This window comes from Phaeovulum sp. (assembly GCF_030684035.1).
In the GTDB taxonomy this organism is placed as follows: domain Bacteria; phylum Pseudomonadota; class Alphaproteobacteria; order Rhodobacterales; family Rhodobacteraceae; genus UBA6213.
In genome coordinates, this window is record NZ_JAUXPI010000029.1 from 45798 (window position 1) to 62530 (window position 16733).

The window sequence follows — 16733 nt, forward strand, 5'->3', positions numbered from 1 at the left end:
TGCGCGCAATCGCGGCCGCGCCTGTCACTCCGCCGCCGAAAACTGCCTGGCGGCGAAAAGCCCGGAACCGATCAACCCCCGTGCCCCTCCCACGCGCGAAAGCGCCAGCGCCGCAGTGCCCGCGCCCGCATCGAGGCAATCGGAAAGCGACGCGCCAGCAAGCCAGGCGTCAAGAAACCCGGCGTTGAACGCATCCCCCGCCCCGACCGTATCGACCACCCGCTGCGCCAGCGCCGGACGCCGCAAGCTGGTGCCATTCTGGATCGCCTCTGCCCCCGCCGCACCATCCTTGATAACCACCAGCGGCGCATGCTGCGCGATCGGCGCATGGCGCATGAGCGCGCGGGCTTCGGCACGGTTGGGCAGGAACACATCGACCCCGGCAAGCAGCGCCACACTATCGGGCCGCGCCAGCACCGCCGCATCCCATGCGCAATCGGCTGAAACCGAAAGCCCCGCGGCGCGGGCCTGCGCCACCACCTCGGGGGCCTCGGCAAGCGTCGCAAGTTCGCCCAGATGCAGGTGACGGTAGCGCCCCGAAGCGATCGCCTCGGCGAGCGTGGCGGGCACCGCGGGGCCACCGCGATGGGTCAGAAAGGCCCGGTCGCCGCCACTGACCATGGCAACGGTGATCTGCGCCGCTGCCCCCGGCGGTGCGGCGGGGCACGCCGCAAGATCAACGCCGGATGCGGCAAGCTCTGCCGCAATCGCGGCATCGAACGGCGCGGCGGGCAGCAGCGCCGCAAGCCCGCTTGGACGCCCGAGTGCCGCCAGATAGGCGGCAGTGATATAGGCACCACCGCCTGCCGCCAGCACCAGCGTTTCGGCATAGACCTCGGCATCATTCGACGGCAGCCCGGAAAGCCCGCTCATCACGATGTCGCAATAAAGCCGCCCGGTGCAAAGTACGGCTTCGGATCGGCTGCTGGCGCTCACCGCACCGCCTCTCCGGTCGGGGCAAAGAAATGCAGGTTGGCGGTATCGGCGGCAAGATGCACGCGCGCCCCGACGGCGGGCGGCGAACGACCATCGGCGGTGGCAATCAGATCGCGCCCGCCGATATCGATATGGGCAAGGGTTTCGCTGCCGAGCGGCTCCAGCACGCTGACAATGCCTGCAAAAAGCGCCGGTTCCGCGCTGACCAGCAGATCATCCGGGCGAATGCCGACCGTCAGATCCGAGCCGTCGGGCAGCGGCAGCGTGGCCTTGATGCTTTGGCCGGCAACGCTGATCTGCCCGCCCGCATAGCGCGCGGGCAGCATGTTCATCGACGGCGCCCCGATGAATTGCGCGACAAAGATATTGGCGGGCTGGTGAAACACCTCCGCAGGCGTGCCGACCTGCTGGATGCTGCCATCCTTCATGATCACGATCCGGTCGGCCATCGTCATCGCCTCGACCTGATCGTGGGTCACGAAGATGACCGTGGTGCCAACCCGCTGGTGCAGCTTCTTGATCTCGAGCCGCATCTGGGTGCGCAATTGCGCATCGAGGTTGGAAAGCGGCTCGTCGAACAGGAACACCGCCGGGTCGCGCACCATCGCCCGCCCGATCGCCACCCGCTGGCGCTGGCCGCCCGAAAGCTGCGCGGGCTTGCGTTCAAGGTAATCGGTCATCGAAAGAATGGCGGCAACCTCATCGATGCGCCGGTTCCGGTCCGGTTTTGACAATTTCGAGGTGCGCAGGCCAAAGCCGATGTTCTTGCGCACCGTCATGTGCGGGTAGATCGCGTAGTTCTGGAAGACCATGGCAATGTTGCGGTCTTTCGGTTCGAGGTGGTTCACTGCCCGGTCGCCTATCCAGATTTCACCCGCGCTCACCTCTTCCAGCCCGGCGATCATCCGAAGCGTGGTGGATTTGCCGCAGCCCGAGGGGCCGACGAACACCACGAATTCACCGTCGGCGACATCGAGGCTGATTGCGTGCAGCACCTCGGTCTTGCCGTAGGCCTTGACCAGATTGCGCAGGGAAACGGTGGCCATGGGTTACTCCGGTTGAAGGCGGGCAAAAGCCGCGTCGCGGGCGATTTCAGCGGTGCGGATGCGGGCGGTGCGGGCGGCAACGCTGGCCGCCAGCGCTTCGGCATCGCCAGAATAGGCGGCAAGCGCCTCTTCCATCGGCACTGGCGCGGGGCCGCCGAAACGGGCGCGCAACGCCACGAAGCGGGCCGGGCTGACTGCCTCGGCGTAGGCGGCGGCATCAAGCGCGGGGGCGCGGCCGGTTTCTGCCCGGAACGCCTCGGCAAAGGCAGCAAAGCCCGCGCCGAGCGGTTGGCCGGCGGCAATGACCGCGCGCGCGGTGCGGGCGGCAACTTCATGTGCCTGTCGAAAGCTCAGGCCTTCGCGGCGCACCAGCGTATCGGCAAGTTCGGTCACCGTCACGCAGGCCGCATCCATGTTCGCCGCCACCCTGTCGGCGCGCACCGAACAGGCCGGGATCAGCGCGGCCAGCAACGAAAGCACCCTTGCGGCAGAATCAAACGCCGCATAGCCTGCCACCTGCACCTCGCCCTCGCTGTCGTTCATGTCGGTGAAGGGGGTGTTGTGCATGGTATTGACCACCGCATCGCAGCGCCCCACGGTCATCGAGGCAAGGTGGCGCAGGTGTTCGATCGGCACCGGGTTGCGCTTTTGCGGCATGATCGAGGAAATCTGCACGAAGCTGTCGGGCACATGAAGCTGGCCGACCTCGAAGGCGGTCCAGAATTGCAGGTCCTGCACCACGCGGCCCAGATGCAGGAACATCAGCTTGATCGCCGAATAAAGCCCGGTGACGTAATCGACCGAGGCAATGCAGCCGTAGGAGTTGCGCAGGGGGGCGGCGAAGCCAAGCAGCTCTGCCATGCGGTGGCGGTCAATCTCGAAGCCCGAGGTGGTGATCGCGGCAGCCCCCATCGGGCAAAGGTCGAGCGCATCGCGCGCCGCTGAAAGCCGGGCAATGTCGCGCAACAACACCTCGATGGCGGCACCGAGGTAATGGCCGAATGTGGTCGGCTGCGCCGGCTGGCCGTGGGTGTAGGCCACAATCAGCGTATCGCGCTCGCGCCGCGCTGTCGCAATGAGAGCCCCGGCCAGCGCCAGCGCCTGCGCCTGAAGCCGGTCGGCATGGCCGCGCAGCACCATCTTGAACACCGTATGATCCATGTCGTTGCGCGAACGCGCGGTGTGCAGCGCCCCGGCCACATCCGGGCCAAGGCGGCGCTTCAGTTCGGCCTCGACCAGAAAGAAATAATCCTCGTGCTCGCCGGTGTAGGTGATTGCAGGCAGGTCAAGCTCGGCATCGATGGCGGCAAGTGCCCCGGCCAATGCGGCGGCGGTGGCACCCGGCAGGATGCCGACCTCGGCCAGCATCACCAGATGCGCGCGGTTGATGGCGCGCACCGGCCCGGCGTAATGCGCCTTGGCGGCATCGAAAAGCGGTGCCAGAACCGTGTCGCGGTAGGTCGGATCGGGAAAACTGGTGGTGTCGATCATCCCTTCAACCCCGCCATGGCAATGCCGCGAATGATGTAGCGCTGGAAGATCAGGAACACGATCAGCGTGGGAATCGTCGCAAGCGCCGCGCCGGTCATGATCAGTTCCCAGTCCACCGTCTGCTCGACAGAGAAAGTGGTCAGCCCCACCGGCAGCGTGTAAAGACTTTGGCTGTTGGTGACGATCAGCGGCCAGATGAACGCGGTCCAGTTGCCCAGGAAAATGAAGATCGCCAGCGCCGAAAGCGCGGGCGTGACCATCGGCAGCGCCACCGACCACCAGATCTGGAACTCGTTCAGCCCGTCAATCCGCGCCGCCTCCAGAAAGTCATCCGGCACGGTCTCGAAGAACTGTTTCATCAGGAAGGTGCCGAACGCGGTCATCATGCCGGGAAACATGATGCCCCAATAGGTATCGAGCCAGCCAAGCGTGCGCGACATGAGATACCACGGGATCACCAGCATTTCGGTGGGGATCATCAGCGTCGAAAGGATCGCGATGAAAACGATGTAGCGGCCGCGAAAGCGGAACTTGCAAAGCGCATAGCCGACCAGCGCATCAAAGAACACCGCCGAGACGGTGGTGCAGGTGGCAATGATGAACGAGTTCAGGAACCAGCGGTAAAACCGCCCGTCGGAAAGCACATAGGTGTAGTTTTCGGCCGTCGGCTCCTTCGGGATGATGTTGAGGTTATACATCTCGTAGGGGTATTTGAGCGAGGCCGACAGCATGTAGACAATCGGCATCACCATGACGATCGCGCCCATCGCCAGCAGCGTCCAGCGGATGATGGCGGCGGGGTCGCGCGGGCCGCGGGGGCTGGTGGGCGCGCGCAACAGCGCGTCGGCCGAGGCGCGGATCTGGGTATCTGCCATCTCAGCGGTCCCTCATCAGTCGCAGTTGCACGAGGCTGACGGTCAGCAGGACCGCGAACAATACCACCGTCTGCGCCGCCGCATAGCCCATGTCAAAGCTGGAAAACGCAGTCTGATAGATCATCAGCACCAGCGGCTTGGTGCTGTTCAGCGGCCCGCCCGGGTTGTTGGTGGTCATGTTGAACACCTGATCGAAGATCCGCAGGAAGCTGATCGACGAAAACACCACCAGAAACACGATGGTGGGTTTCAACAGCGGCAGGGTGATTTCCCACAGGGTCGTCCAGTTCGACACGCCGTCAATGCGCGCGGCCTCGTAGTAACTGGTCGGAATTGCGCGCAGCCCGGCCATGAAGATGATGATCTGAAAACCCAGACCCGCCCAGACCGCAGGCACCAGAATGGCGGGCAGCGCGTTGGTCGTGGAATTGAGAAAGGCAATCTGCTGAAAGCCCATCGAGGCGATGAAATTGTTGAAAAGCCCGATCGGCACCGGCTGGTAAAACCAGCGCCAGACCCAGGCCATGGCCACTGTCGAGGTCAGAAACGGCAAGAAGTAGAGCGCCCGAAGGGTGGAGTGCAAGAACCGGGTCTTGTCGAGGTGGTAGGCGATGAAAAAGCTGATGACCAGCGAGGCCGGGGTGCCGAGTATGAGATAGACAAAGGTATTCCTGAACACTTTCCAGAACACGGGGTCATTGTAAAGCTTGACATAATTGTCAAGACCAACCCATTCTCGCGCGCCCAGAAGGTTCCATTTCTGAAAACTGAGCAAGATCGCATTGGCGGTCGGGGCAAACCGGATCACCACATAAAAAAGCACCGGCAGCGCCAGAAAGGTCCAGGCCCAGACCACTTGCTTCTGACTGATCGAAAGGTTCCGGTAATACTTCATGCCGCCCCCAATCTGCGCATGCGCAGGCTTGCCGCTCAACCAAGCAAACGCGGGCCCCGGAACCGGGGCCCGCATGCAACCGGTTATTTCTTGTAGTAGCCATCGAGCAGCGCCTGCTCGGCTGCCGCGGCGGCGGCAAGGCTGTTGGCGGGGCTTTGGCCTTGCAGGAAAATCCGGCTGACGGCATCGACCAGAACCTGGCGCTGGCCGGTTTCGTCGGCAAAGATGGTGGCATGGCCGTAGCCAAGGCCCTTGATGAAGGGGCCATAGACCGGGTCGGCTATGTTGGCCGGGGTCAGCGCCGCCGAAGGCTTGGCCGGAAGCTCGCCCACGGTTTCAAGCCAGATCTGCATCGCCTCATCCGAGGTGATATAGTCCATGAACTTCACCGCGGCGTCATACTTTTCGCCCTCGGCCTTGGTGGTGATCGCGTTCACCCAGTAGCTGGCATAGTTCGATTGGGTGCCGTCCGGGCCTGCCGGAAGCTCGGCTACCGCCCATTCAAGCCCGCGGGTGTCGCGCAATGCGCCGATGCGGAACGAACCATCAATGTGCATGCCCGCGCGGCCCGCCTTGAACGCCGCCTGCGGCTCGTCCATGAAGGTTGACGAGGTCACGCCCAGCGTCTGTTCAAGGCTGGTATAGAACGCGAGCGCGGCAGCGCCCTCAGGCGTGTTGTAGGTCACCGTGCGGTAGTCATCGGTGTAGGGCACCGCGCCAAACTGGCGGAACAGCACTTCACGCAGCCACTGGTGGTCTTGCGCGGTCATGCCCGAGGTGATGCCTTCGGAGGTGATGTTGCCGGCACCGTCCTTCTTGGTGAGTTTCTGCGCGATCTCGACCATCTCGGCCAGCGTCGCGGGCGGCGCGGTGATGCCGGCCTCGGCAAAGAGGCGGGTGTTGTAGAACAGCGCCAGCGAGCGCACGGCGGTCGGCAGCGCCATGTACTGGCCGTCGATCTTCATCGCCTGCACCATCGGGAAGAACTCGGCCTCGATGCGCGCGGCGGGGAAAGTGGATTCGGGCAGCGGCTGGATCAGGTCCGCCTGCACATAGTCGTTGAGCCAGCCATAGAACAACTGCACCACATCGGGGCCCTCACCCGCCGGAATCGCGGCGGCAACCTTGGTGCGGTAATCGGCATAGGGGAAGGTCGATTGCTTCACCGTGATGCCGGGGTTTGCCGCCTGGAAATTGGCGATGAGCTTGTCCATCGCGGTAATGCGGGCGTCAAAGATATATTGCCAGTATTCGATCTCGACAGCCCCGGCGGAGCCTGCCGCGAGCAGCGCGGCAAGGCTGGTGGTGGCAGCAAGCGTCAGGGTTCTGATGGCTTTCATGATCGTCCTCTCCATGTTGGGCGCACCCGCTCGGGTGCCGCTGGTCGCGTTTGTCCCCTTCGCGGCATGAACGCCGGGGCCTCTGTGATCCGAGTGTTGACGGCTTCCCTTCAAAGATCAATAGTTAATTCAAACCGTTTGAGTTAAGGGAGCCGCATGAGTCACCGACCCCTTCATGTTGCCGGAACCAATTCCGAGCGGACCAAGGCGCATAACCGCCGGGTGGTGCTGGGCTACATGCAGCGCAGCGGCGGCGCGGGCCGCGCCGAGATTGCCCGCTCAAGCGGGCTGAGCACGCAGACGGTCTCCAACCTGATCGCCGAGCTGGAGGTTGAAGGCCTGGTGCTGGCAGCGGGGCGGCGCCGCTCGATGCGCGGCCAGCCGCCCATCGTCTATGAATTCAACCCCGATGCCGCCGCCGCCCTGGGTTTCGAGGTGCGGCCCGACGCGCTGGTGATGGTGCTGGCAAATCTCGGCGGCGCGGTTCTTGCAAGCCGTCAGGTGCCGTTGCAGAACGCGGCACCCGAAACCGTCTTTGCGCTGATGGCGGATCTGGCGCAGGCGGAACGGGCAAACGCCCCGGCGCGCCGGATCATCGGTGCCGGTCTGGTCATTCCCGGCCCCTTCGGGGTTGAAGGGCTGAGCGCCGCAGGTGCCACGGTGCTGCCTGACTGGGGCGGGGTCGATGCCGCTGCCGCCGCTTCCGAAGCCCTCGGCATGCCGGTGCTGCTGGAGAAAGACGCAACCGCCGCCGCCATTGCCGAGCGCCATTCGGGCGTGGCGCAGGGGCTCGACAGCTACTGCTTTCTCTATTTCGGCGCAGGTCTCGGCCTCGGCGTGATGGCACAGGGGCTGCCGCAGCGCGGTGCCTTTGGCAATGCGGGCGAGATCGGCCATGTCATCGTGCGCCCCGGTGGTCTTGCGTGCGATTGCCACAATAGCGGTTGTCTGGAGCAATACGTCAGCCGCATGGCGCTGCTGCGGCATCTGGCCCAGCGTGGCTTGCCAACCGGAAATGATGCCGCCGACGAGGTTGCGCTGGCATTGCTCTCTTCAGGCGACCGCGCGCTTTCGCTCTGGCTCGATGAGGCGGCGGCGGCGCTTTCGCAGGCGGTGGGGCTGCTTGAAAACCTGTTCGACCCGCAGGCGGTCATCCTTGGCGGCGCGTTGCCGGATGCGCTTCTCGATGATCTGATCCGCCGTCTGGCGCTGCCGCCCGGTTCGGTGGCGCGGCGCGCCGGCAGGCTTGTGCCACGGGTGCTGCGCGGCGCTTCCGGCCCGGCCACCGCAGCACTTGGCGGTGCCGCGCTCATCATCCACGACACCGTGACCCCGCGCCTCGATCTCACCAGTTGAGCCCCCCTGCATTGCCCTAGCGAAAGGCTGCCCCATGCCGCTTTCTGACACCGCCCGGATCGCCGCCCAGCGCACCGCCCCCTCGGCCCTGATGCTCTGGCGGGCGTTGCAGCCGCTGCGCGGGCTGGCGCGATTCATGAACACCGGGGCCCACCCGGATGACGAGACCAGCGGCATGCTTGCGGCGCTTTCGCTGCGCGACGGGCTGAGCATCGCCTATGCCTGCTCCACCCGGGGCGAGGGTGGCCAGAATGATATCGGGCGCGAGGCGGGGGCCGACCTTGGCACGCTGCGCACCGCCGAAATGGAACGCGCCTGTGACGTGCTCGGCATGTCGATGTACTGGCTTTCGACCAGCCCCGCAGACCCGATCACCGATTTCGGCTTTTCCAAATCGGGGGTCGAGACGCTGGGCAAATGGGGGCGCGCGCGCACCCTGCGCCGCATGGTCGAGATCATCCGCGCCGACCGGCCCGACATGCTTTGCCCGACCTTCCTCGATATTCCCGGCCAGCACGGCCACCACCGCGCCATGACCGAAGTGGCAGAGGCGGCGATGGAGGCGGCAGCCGATCCGGGCTTCGAGGCTGAAGGCAAGCCCTGGCAGGTGGCGAAATTCTACCTGCCTGCTTGGTCCGGCGCTGGCGATGCCTATGACGATGACCTGCCGCCGCCGGCCGAAACGCTGCTCGTTTCGGGGGCCGGGCGCGAGCCGGTATCGGGCTGGAGCTGGGAGGAAATCGGCCAGCATGCGCGCGCCTTTCACGCCACTCAGGGCATGGGCCGCTGGACCGGCGGTGCCGAAACCGCGGGCTGGCCGCTGCATCTGCTGCGAAGCCGCGTCGGCACCGATCGCGGCGCGCTGACCGACAATCTGCCCGCCGGTTTTGCCGATCTCGCCGCCGGGCACGCGCGCTTTGCGGCGCTGGATGCGGCGCTTGCCGCAACCGTGGCCGCCTTTCCCGATGCGGGCGCAGTGCTTCGGGCGGCGGCAGCGGCGCTGCACGCCCTGCGCGCCGCCCGCGATGCCTGCCCCCCGGCGCTCGCCGATGCCGTCCTGCACCGCCTTGCGCGCAAGGAGGCAGAGCTTGGCCGGGTGCTTCTGCTCGCGTCCGGCGTCAGGGCGGAGGGCAGGTTTGCGCGCGATCACGCCCGACCGGGTGAAACCGTCGGTGCCTCGCTGTCGCTTCTGGTGCCCGACGGCCCGGTCAGCGCATCGCTGCGCTGGCAGCTTCCGGCGGGCTGGCAGGCGACCGATGCAACCATCACCGTCGCCGCCAATGCGACTGCGGCAGACCCCTACCCCGCCCAGTACCACCCCGGCGCGCCACGCGGCCCGGTTGCGCTGGCGCTGACGCTTGTTGCCGAGGGGCAATCGCTGACGCTTTCCTTGCCAAGCGAAAGCCCGCTGCTGGTTCTGCCTGCCCGCGAAGCGCGGGTCGATCCGGCGGCGGTGTTCCTCAACCGCCTTGCCCCCCGCCCGCTGCATCTGCGGCTGAGCGAGGGTGCAAAGGTTGCCTTGCCGCCGGATTGGCGGCAGGAGGTGGTTGCGGGCGATCTGGTGCTGCATGCCCCGGCCAATGCCCGCCCGGGCGCATCGGTTTTGCCGGTCACCCTTGAAGGCCATCTCAGCCAGACAGTGACCCGCATCTGGCACCCCCATACCGGGCCGCTGATCCGCCCCGCCCCGGCAGTGCTGCGCCTCACCGTGGCCGACGTGGCGCTCGCCAAGGCGCGCATCGGATATGTGGGCGGCGGCCATGACCGCGTGGACCATTGGCTGCGCGCCATGGGTGCCGAGGTGAGCACGCTCGATGATGCCGCGCTAAGCCCGGCGCGGCTTGCCGAGCTTGACACACTGGTGGTGGGCATCTTCGCGCTCAAATCGCGTGCAAGACTTGGTGCCATGCTACCGCAGCTTCACGCCTGGGTGCGCGCGGGAGGCAACCTTGTCACCCTTTACCACCGCCCCTGGGATAACTGGATACCCGATGCCACCCCCCCCGCCCGGCTTGAGATCGGCAAGCCCTCGCTGCGCTACCGGGTGACCGACGAGACCGCCGAGGTGCGCCATCTCTTGCCCGTACACCCGCTTCTGACCGGGCCGAATGCCATCGGCCCCGCCGACTGGCAAGGCTGGGTCAAGGAACGCGGGCTCTATTTCGCCAAAAGCTGGGATCCCGCCTATGCGGCGCTTCTGGAAATGGCCGACCCCGGCGAGGAGCCGCAGCAGGGCGCGTTGCTTTCCGCTCGAATTGGCGAAGGGCGGCACAGCCATTGCGCGCTGATCCTGCATTTGCAGATGGAAGCGCTGGTACCCGGTGCCTTCCGGCTGATGGCCAATCTGATCGCTCCGGCGCGATGACCGAGGGCCCCGCGCCCGAACCGATCCGCAACAACCTGCGCGGTGCCGCCTGGCTTCTGGCAGACATGTCGCTCAACATCTGGGCGCTGGCTATCGTGAAATCTCTCGGGCTGGGGCTGCCTGCGGTGCAGATCGTGTTCCTGCGCGCGGCAACCGGATTGGTGTTGCTCTTGCCGCTGCTCTTGCGAAGGCCCGACACGCTGCGGCTTTCGCAACCCGGTCTGCACGGCTTGCGCGTCGCGCTCAGCTCGGCAGCGCTGACAACAAGCTTCTACGCCGTGGCGCATCTGCCGCTGGCGCTGTTCACGGCGATCAACTTTACCCGACCGCTGGTGCTGATGGGCATGGCCGCGCTGCTTCTGCGCGAAACCATCCGCCCGCAGCAATGGGTTGCGGGCGCTGTGGGCCTGATTGGCGTGATGATTGCGGTGCAGCCCGGCGCGGCAGCCTTTGGCGCGGGCCACCTTGCGCTGGTCGGCACGGTTCTTGCCGGAACGGGTGCGGTGATCGTGACCCGGCGCATGCGCGAAGAAGCGCCGCTGATGATGATGGTCAGCTACACCCTCGGGCTGGCGCTGGTTACCGCGCTGCCCGCAGCCTGGGCCTGGACGCCAGTCGGCGAGGCATGGCCGCTGGTGCTGATGATCGGCGTCTTCGCGCAATTTGCCCAGTTCTGCTTTCTGCGCGCGCAGTTCTGGGGCGATACCGGGGTGCTGGCACCGCTTGGCTACGCATCGCTGCCATTGTCGGCCGGGGTTGGCTACTTTCTCTTTGACGAGGCCCCGACGCTTGGTTTCGGCCTTGGCGCGGCGCTGATCATTGCCGCCTCGATCTACGCCAGCCGAAGGTGAGGGCGCTCCGGGGGCAGACCACCACCGGTAGAGGTGGCTCGGTTGATCTGAACAGGTTCCAGGCGTTTTCTAAGTGGTTTTCCGCCTCGGTTACGCCGCCACCGCTTCGGGCATCGGCTGGTTGAAGTAGGCCTGATCGGGGGTCTTCCCGTCAAGCGATGAATGCTGGCGCAACTTCTGTCGCTCCTGCTTTTCGTGTTCAACGCCGACCGGATGGCGACGCTTTTTGTCGGGGCCATGTGCGCAGTCGGCACGCTGAATGCGAACGCCTACGGCTTTCCCACGCTTTACGCGAAGATCGCGGTTTTCTTCGTTGCCACGATGTGGCTGATTCTGGATCAGGCAGACCGCACCGGGCGCGACTACCCTTTGACTCGGGTAAAATATGCCCTGGTCATGGTGATCGTGCCGCTGGTGCTGAGCGCAAGCGCGCCTGAACTGAGCTACTTCCTTTATTTGCGGGCCGACGTGATCACCTCGTGCTGCTCGACCAAATTCACCCCGGAAACCGAGGGCATTGCCGCCGAAATGTCCGGCATTGGCCCCGCCGCCGCACTGATGCGGCCTGCCGCAACCGGGGCCGCGGTGGCGATTTCCGGGGCGGTGAGCCATTTTTTCGGGCGCGGCGGCATGGTGTTTTTCGCTGCGGGTGCGGTCTTCTTCATTGCCGCGCTTACCGCCATCGTCTCGGTGATTTCGGGCTACATCTATGAACACCCGAACCACCACTGCCCGTTCTGCGTTCTCAAGCCTGAATATGGCTACTTTGGCTACGCGCTCTACATACCGCTGTTCCTGGGCACAGCGTTTGCGCTAGGCGCGGGCGCGCTGCAACCTTGCCGCCGGATCGAAAGCCTTTCTGCAACGCTACCGGCGGCGGTTGCGCCGCCATGGCGGGGCCGCGCTGGTTGCCTATGTGGTGTTCGGGCTGGTGGTGCTCTGGACCATCTACCGCTCGCAACTGATCCTGTTCGGCTGAAGCCGCGCGGTCCCAAACGCTGGCTGCCAAGCCGTCCGCCCGCAACTGCCATCACCCTGATCGAACCCGCTCGGGCCTTGACCTTTGCTGCCAGCACCCCTTCTATTGAAGACAGAATTCGCATGAAAGGACGCCCGATGGCCTTCACCCTTCCCGATCTGCCCTATGCCCATGATGCGCTTGCACCGCTTGGCATGAGCCGCGAGACGCTCGAATATCACCATGACCTGCACCACAAGGCCTATGTGGACAACGGCAACAAGCTGGTTGCCGGCTCTCCCTGGGAGGGCAAGAGCCTTGAGGCGATCATTGCGGGCACTTATGCCGCCGGTGCCGTGGCGCAATCGGGGCTGTTCAACAACGCCAGCCAGCACTGGAACCACAACCTCTTCTGGGAGGTGATGGGACCGGGCGAGGCGAAGAAAATGCCGGGTGCGCTGGAAAAGGCACTGAGCGAAGCTTTCGGCTCGGTGGCCAGGTTCAAGGAAGACTTCGCGGCCGCAGGTGCGGGCCAGTTCGGCTCGGGCTGGGCTTGGCTGGTCCGCGACACGGACGGCAGCCTGAAGGTCACCAAGACCGAAAATGGCGTCAACCCGCTGTGCTTCGGCCAGAAGGCGCTGCTTGGCTGCGATGTCTGGGAGCACAGCTATTACATCGACTTCCGCAACAAGCGCCCGGCCTACCTTGGCAACTTCCTCGACCGTCTGGTGAACTGGGAAGCGGTCGCCGCAAGGCTCTGAGCCGCGAAAAATCGTGACAATCCCCGCCGGGTCGGCCTGGCGGGGTTTTCTCGTGCCCCGGAGATCACCATATACCCTTCAGGGTTCGGTCCCGGAAAGTTGCAAGGAGGCGGGTCATGTTGCTAACCAATGGTTTCTGGGTGGTTGTCGCGGATGGTGAAAAGGCGCTGGTGCTGGAGAACGTCGGCGATGTGAAGCGCGCCGAGTTGCGTCTGGTCCGGCGCGAAGAAGCGAATCTCGAAATTCCTGGTGCCGACACTTTCCCGCCGGGAAGGGTGTACGAATCCGCCTCCGGCATCAAGGTTTCGGCGCATGAGCAGACCGATTACGCGCGCCTCGCGGGCGAGCGCTTCGCGGTCGAACTGGTGGCGATGCTTGCGGCGGCAGCCAAGGCCGGGCGCTTCGAGCGGCTGGTGCTGGCCGCGCCACCGCAGGTGCTGGGCGCGCTGCGCGCCGCGATGAGCCCCGATCTGCGCTCCCGCGTGGTGGCAGAATTGCCGAAAACCCTGACCAATCATCCGGTGACGAAAATTGCCACGCTTGTCTCGGCCGAAATCGACATGCTCTGAAGGGCGGTGCCCGGCCAGCCCGCGCGGGGTCGGGCACTTTCAATGCGCGCGCGCATCCGGTGCCAACAGCCGGGTGAAAAGCTCTTCGATGAACTGCCCCGCCTCGGCAAAGGGGTCGTGGCCAGGGCCGAGCACGGCGCGCACCTGCACATCAAAATCGGCGTAGTGCTGGGTCAGCGCCCAGATCGAAAAGATCAGATGGTAGGGATCGACCGCCGCGATCCGGCCCGCCGCGCCCCAGGCACGGATCACCGCCGCCTTTTCGTCCACCAGGGTTTTCAACTCGCCTTCAATGGCATCGAGCATCCGCGGTGCGCCTTGCAGGATCTCGTTGGCAAAAAGTCGGCTTTCACGCGGAAAATCCCGGCTCATCTCGACCTTGCGGCGCACATAGCCAAGGATTTCGGCGAGCGGCTCGCCTGCGGGGTCAAGCGCGCGCAGCGGTGCCAGCCAGCTATCCATCAGGCCACCCAGAAGCGCGAGGTGGATCGCCTCTTTCGACGCGAAGTAGTAAAGCACGTTGGGCTTGGAAAGACTGGCGGCGGCGGCGATCTGGTCAAGCGTCGCGCCGCGAAAGCCCTGCGCCGAAAACACCTCGAGCGCCGCCTCCAGAATTGCGTCGCGGTTTTGCCGCTGAATTCGGGTGCGCGGGCGCGGTTTCAAGTCGGACACGGGCTGACCTCCCCTGATCGGTTGCGCGGGCTGGCTTGACTGGCCCTTACGCTCTGCTAGCCTGAGACTGACCGTATGGTCAAACATCAAGAAACGATCGTGCCCCCGGACGCCGCCAGAGAGCGCACGCCGCGAGGCGAAGCCCCAGGGAGACGCAAATGGCGCTGGACCGCAAACCGAACCCGAATGACCTTAGTGCCTTCTGGATGCCGTTCACCGCGAACCGGCAGTTCAAGAAAGCGCCGCGCATGTTCGTGGCGGCAGAGGGGATGCATTACACCACCTCGGAGGGGCGGCAGGTGCTGGATGGCACGGCGGGCCTTTGGTGCTGCAACGCGGGCCATTGCCGACCGAAAATCACCGAGGCAATTGCCCGGCAGGCGGCCGAGCTTGATTACGCCCCCGCCTTCCAGATGGGCCACCCGATCGCGTTTGAACTGGCCAACCGGATCATCGAGATCGCGCCGAAGGGGATGGAGCATGTCTTCTACACCAACTCCGGTTCGGAATCGGTGGAAACCGCGCTGAAGCTGGCAATCGCCTACCACCGGGCGCGGGGCGAGGGGGCGCGCACCCGGCTGATTGGCCGCGAGCGGGGCTATCACGGTGTCAACTTCGGCGGCATTTCGGTGGGTGGAATCGTCACCAACCGCAAGGTATTCGGCACGCTTCTGGGCGGCGTCGATCACTTGCCGCACACCCATTTGCCCGCGCTCAATGCCTTCACCAAGGGCCAGCCCGAGCACGGCGCGAACCTTGCGGATGAGTTGGAGCGGATCGTGGCGCTGCACGGGGCCGAGACCATCGCGGCGGTGATTGTCGAGCCGATGGCAGGGTCAACGGGCGTGTTGCTGCCGCCGAAGGGATACCTCGAGAAGCTCCGGGCGATCACCAGAAAGCACGGCATCCTGTTGATCTTCGACGAGGTCATCACCGGCTTCGGCCGCCTCGGCTCGGCCTTCGCGGCGCAGCATTTTGGCGTGCTGCCCGACATGATGACCACCGCCAAGGGGCTGACCAACGGGGTCATTCCGATGGGCGCGGTGCTGACCACTGCCGAGGTTCACGACGCCTTCATGCAGGGCCCCGAGCATATGATCGAGCTCTTTCATGGCTACACCTATTCGGGCAACCCGATCGCCTCGGCTGCCGGCATCGCGACGCTGGAGGTTTACAAGGAAGAGGGCCTTTTTGAACGCGCTGCGGCGCTTGCCCCCTATTGGGAGGCCGCGATTCACGGTCTGAAAGGCACCCGCCACGTCATCGATATCCGCAACATGGGGCTGATCGGCGCGGTCGAGCTGGAACCGATCGCGGGCGAGCCGACGAAGCGGGCCTTCACTGCATTCCTCAAGGCCTATGAGAAGGGCATCCTGATCCGCACCACCGGCGACATTATCGCGATGTCGCCGCCGCTGATCATCGAAAAAGCCGAGATCGACCAGTTGATCGGGACGCTGCGAGAGGTTCTTGAGGCGTTGGACTGAGGGCGCTGCCCGGCCCCCGGTAACACTGTGTTATTGGGGATGGTTGCGTGTATTTTCAATGTGTTAGAATGGACCATTAAGGTTTTGGCAAGGTGCTTGGAGCGCGGGGCTGCGGTTGCGCCCTGCGCCCCTTCGTTTGTTTCAGCGCGCGCGGAACCAGAATGCAGTGGCCCGCCCGATTGGGTTGGCTGCGGCGGGGTCCCTACTCCGGCCTCACCCTTGCCGCGGTGCCGTCGGCAAAAGCCTCCAGCCGGGCGCGGGCGGCGGGCTGGGTGTTGACCACACCTGCCAGCACCGCCTCGGCATAGGCGGCATCGAGGCCCGACATGTTCTGCATATGGCTGATGCCGGAGCAGATGGCAAAATTCGACAAGGGCGTGTTGGCGGCGATCGCCTCGGCGAGCGACAGCGCCTTTGCCTCGCTGGAGCCTTCGACAAGGTATTGGCAAAGCCCCACCGCCACCGCCTCGGGGCCTTTGTAGATGCGCCCGGTCAGCATCATGTCGATCATCCGCGCCTTGCCGACCAGATCCGCCACCCGGATCGTCGCACCGCCGCCGGTGAAAAGGCCACGGCTGCCCTCGGGCAATGCAAAGTAGGTGCTGGCATCGGCGACGCGGATATGCGCGGCGGAGGCGAGTTCCAGCCCGCCGCCGACCACCGCCCCCTTGAGCGCGGCGATGATCGGCACACCGCCATATTCCATCTTGTTGAAGGCCTCGTGCCAGCGCAGGCAGAGATGCATGAAGGCCGCAGGCTCGCGATCTTCGCGGTGATGCTCGACCAGATCGAGACCGGCGCAGAAATGCCCGCCCTCGGCGGCCAGCACCACGGCGCGCACCCCGGAACGGGGAATCAGGGTGAAAACCTCGATCAATGCCTCGATGGTGGCCGCATCGAGCGCGTTGCGCTTCGCTGGCCGCGCAAGGGTCAGCCGGGCGACGCCCGCCGCATCGACCGCAAGGGTCAGGTTTTCAAGTTTCAGATCTTCCAGTTGCCGCATTGCCAAGCCTCCCGTTCACGCGGCGGCAGAGTGGCGCGGGGGCGCGGCGATGTCCACCCGCCGCCCGATGCGACGGCGGCACCGTTGTTTTCGCCGCTTTCGCGCCCGCGTCAAATGAAATGGCCGCG

At 65.2% G+C, this 16733-nt stretch carries 14 protein-coding genes; 6 read left to right on the forward strand and 8 right to left on the reverse strand.

The annotated features are described in order from the left end of the window. Positions 1-24 precede the first annotated feature (24 nt). The 6 genes from Q8J98_RS07055 to Q8J98_RS07080 all read right to left on the reverse strand — a co-directional run bounded on the left by Q8J98_RS07055 (position 25) and on the right by Q8J98_RS07080 (position 6583). Positions 25-936 (reverse strand): carbohydrate kinase family protein, encoded by a 912-nt coding sequence (locus Q8J98_RS07055; RefSeq protein ID WP_305293736.1) that lies wholly within the window; start codon positions 934-936, stop codon positions 25-27. After that, complete coding sequence (locus Q8J98_RS07060) at positions 933-1982, reverse strand: ABC transporter ATP-binding protein (RefSeq protein WP_305185820.1); 1050 nt, start codon at positions 1980-1982, stop codon at positions 933-935. The genes Q8J98_RS07055 and Q8J98_RS07060 overlap by 4 nt, the downstream gene beginning before the upstream one ends. A gap of 3 nt (positions 1983-1985) precedes the next feature. Continuing rightward, positions 1986-3473: an argininosuccinate lyase gene (gene argH, locus Q8J98_RS07065; RefSeq protein WP_305293737.1), complete on the reverse strand. Its 1488-nt coding sequence runs from the start codon at positions 3471-3473 to the stop codon at positions 1986-1988. Then, a complete protein-coding gene (locus tag Q8J98_RS07070) occupies positions 3470-4348 on the reverse strand; it encodes a carbohydrate ABC transporter permease (protein WP_305185822.1) in 879 nt (292 codons plus the stop codon). Before Q8J98_RS07070 ends, argH begins: the two co-directional genes overlap by 4 nt. A 1-nt stretch (position 4349) precedes the next feature. After that, positions 4350-5243, reverse strand: coding sequence for a carbohydrate ABC transporter permease (locus Q8J98_RS07075; protein WP_305185823.1), 894 nt, complete (start codon positions 5241-5243; stop codon positions 4350-4352). A gap of 83 nt (positions 5244-5326) precedes the next feature. Further along, a complete protein-coding gene (locus Q8J98_RS07080; protein WP_305293738.1) occupies positions 5327-6583 on the reverse strand; it encodes an extracellular solute-binding protein in 1257 nt (418 codons plus the stop codon). 156 nt (positions 6584-6739) lie between these two features. Here Q8J98_RS07080 and Q8J98_RS07085 point away from each other — a divergent pair, with 156 nt between their 5' ends. From Q8J98_RS07085 to Q8J98_RS07105, 5 genes are all read left to right on the forward strand, one after another. Then, positions 6740-7939 carry an ROK family transcriptional regulator gene (locus tag Q8J98_RS07085; RefSeq protein ID WP_305185825.1) on the forward strand — a complete coding sequence of 400 codons (1200 nt, stop codon included), beginning with the start codon at positions 6740-6742 and terminating at the stop codon, positions 7937-7939. Positions 7940-7973: 34 nt separating this feature from the next. Continuing rightward, on the forward strand, positions 7974-10304 hold the full coding sequence (locus Q8J98_RS07090; RefSeq protein ID WP_305293739.1) for a PIG-L family deacetylase: 2331 nt from the start codon (positions 7974-7976) through the stop codon (positions 10302-10304). Beyond that, entirely contained in the window at positions 10301-11155 is an 855-nt protein-coding gene (locus Q8J98_RS07095) for a DMT family transporter (RefSeq protein WP_305293740.1), read from the forward strand. The genes Q8J98_RS07090 and Q8J98_RS07095 overlap by 4 nt, the downstream gene beginning before the upstream one ends. Before the next feature lie 1116 nt (positions 11156-12271). Further along, positions 12272-12874 (forward strand): superoxide dismutase, encoded by a 603-nt coding sequence (locus Q8J98_RS07100; RefSeq protein WP_305293756.1) that lies wholly within the window; start codon positions 12272-12274, stop codon positions 12872-12874. Between the two features lie 116 nt (positions 12875-12990). After that, positions 12991-13443 carry a host attachment family protein gene (locus Q8J98_RS07105; protein ID WP_305293741.1) on the forward strand — a complete coding sequence of 151 codons (453 nt, stop codon included), beginning with the start codon at positions 12991-12993 and terminating at the stop codon, positions 13441-13443. Between the two features lie 39 nt (positions 13444-13482). Here the strand turns inward: Q8J98_RS07105 and Q8J98_RS07110 are convergent, their stop codons facing one another. Further along, entirely contained in the window at positions 13483-14106 is a 624-nt protein-coding gene (locus Q8J98_RS07110) for a TetR family transcriptional regulator C-terminal domain-containing protein (RefSeq protein WP_305293757.1), read from the reverse strand. 167 nt (positions 14107-14273) lie between these two features. Here Q8J98_RS07110 and Q8J98_RS07115 point away from each other — a divergent pair, with 167 nt between their 5' ends. Beyond that, positions 14274-15602 carry an aspartate aminotransferase family protein gene (locus tag Q8J98_RS07115; protein WP_305293742.1) on the forward strand — a complete coding sequence of 443 codons (1329 nt, stop codon included), beginning with the start codon at positions 14274-14276 and terminating at the stop codon, positions 15600-15602. A gap of 202 nt (positions 15603-15804) precedes the next feature. Here Q8J98_RS07115 and Q8J98_RS07120 read toward each other — a convergent pair whose 3' ends face one another. Beyond that, positions 15805-16605 carry a crotonase/enoyl-CoA hydratase family protein gene (locus tag Q8J98_RS07120; protein ID WP_305293743.1) on the reverse strand — a complete coding sequence of 267 codons (801 nt, stop codon included), beginning with the start codon at positions 16603-16605 and terminating at the stop codon, positions 15805-15807. Positions 16606-16733 lie beyond the last annotated feature (128 nt).

Coding starts and splice junctions, on each gene's coding strand:
- Q8J98_RS07060 (WP_305185820.1), bottom strand. CDS start 1,982: ATGGCCACCGTTTCCCTGCGCAATCTGGTCAAGGCCTACGGCAAGACC.
- argH (WP_305293737.1), bottom strand. CDS start 3,473: ATGATCGACACCACCAGTTTTCCCGATCCGACCTACCGCGACACGGTT.
- Q8J98_RS07070 (WP_305185822.1), bottom strand. CDS start 4,348: ATGGCAGATACCCAGATCCGCGCCTCGGCCGACGCGCTGTTGCGCGCG.
- Q8J98_RS07075 (WP_305185823.1), bottom strand. CDS start 5,243: ATGAAGTATTACCGGAACCTTTCGATCAGTCAGAAGCAAGTGGTCTGG.
- Q8J98_RS07080 (WP_305293738.1), bottom strand. CDS start 6,583: ATGAAAGCCATCAGAACCCTGACGCTTGCTGCCACCACCAGCCTTGCC.
- Q8J98_RS07085 (WP_305185825.1), top strand. CDS start 6,740: ATGAGTCACCGACCCCTTCATGTTGCCGGAACCAATTCCGAGCGGACC.
- Q8J98_RS07090 (WP_305293739.1), top strand. CDS start 7,974: ATGCCGCTTTCTGACACCGCCCGGATCGCCGCCCAGCGCACCGCCCCC.
- Q8J98_RS07095 (WP_305293740.1), top strand. CDS start 10,301: ATGACCGAGGGCCCCGCGCCCGAACCGATCCGCAACAACCTGCGCGGT.
- Q8J98_RS07100 (WP_305293756.1), top strand. CDS start 12,272: ATGGCCTTCACCCTTCCCGATCTGCCCTATGCCCATGATGCGCTTGCA.
- Q8J98_RS07105 (WP_305293741.1), top strand. CDS start 12,991: ATGTTGCTAACCAATGGTTTCTGGGTGGTTGTCGCGGATGGTGAAAAG.
- Q8J98_RS07115 (WP_305293742.1), top strand. CDS start 14,274: ATGGCGCTGGACCGCAAACCGAACCCGAATGACCTTAGTGCCTTCTGG.
- Q8J98_RS07120 (WP_305293743.1), bottom strand. CDS start 16,605: ATGCGGCAACTGGAAGATCTGAAACTTGAAAACCTGACCCTTGCGGTC.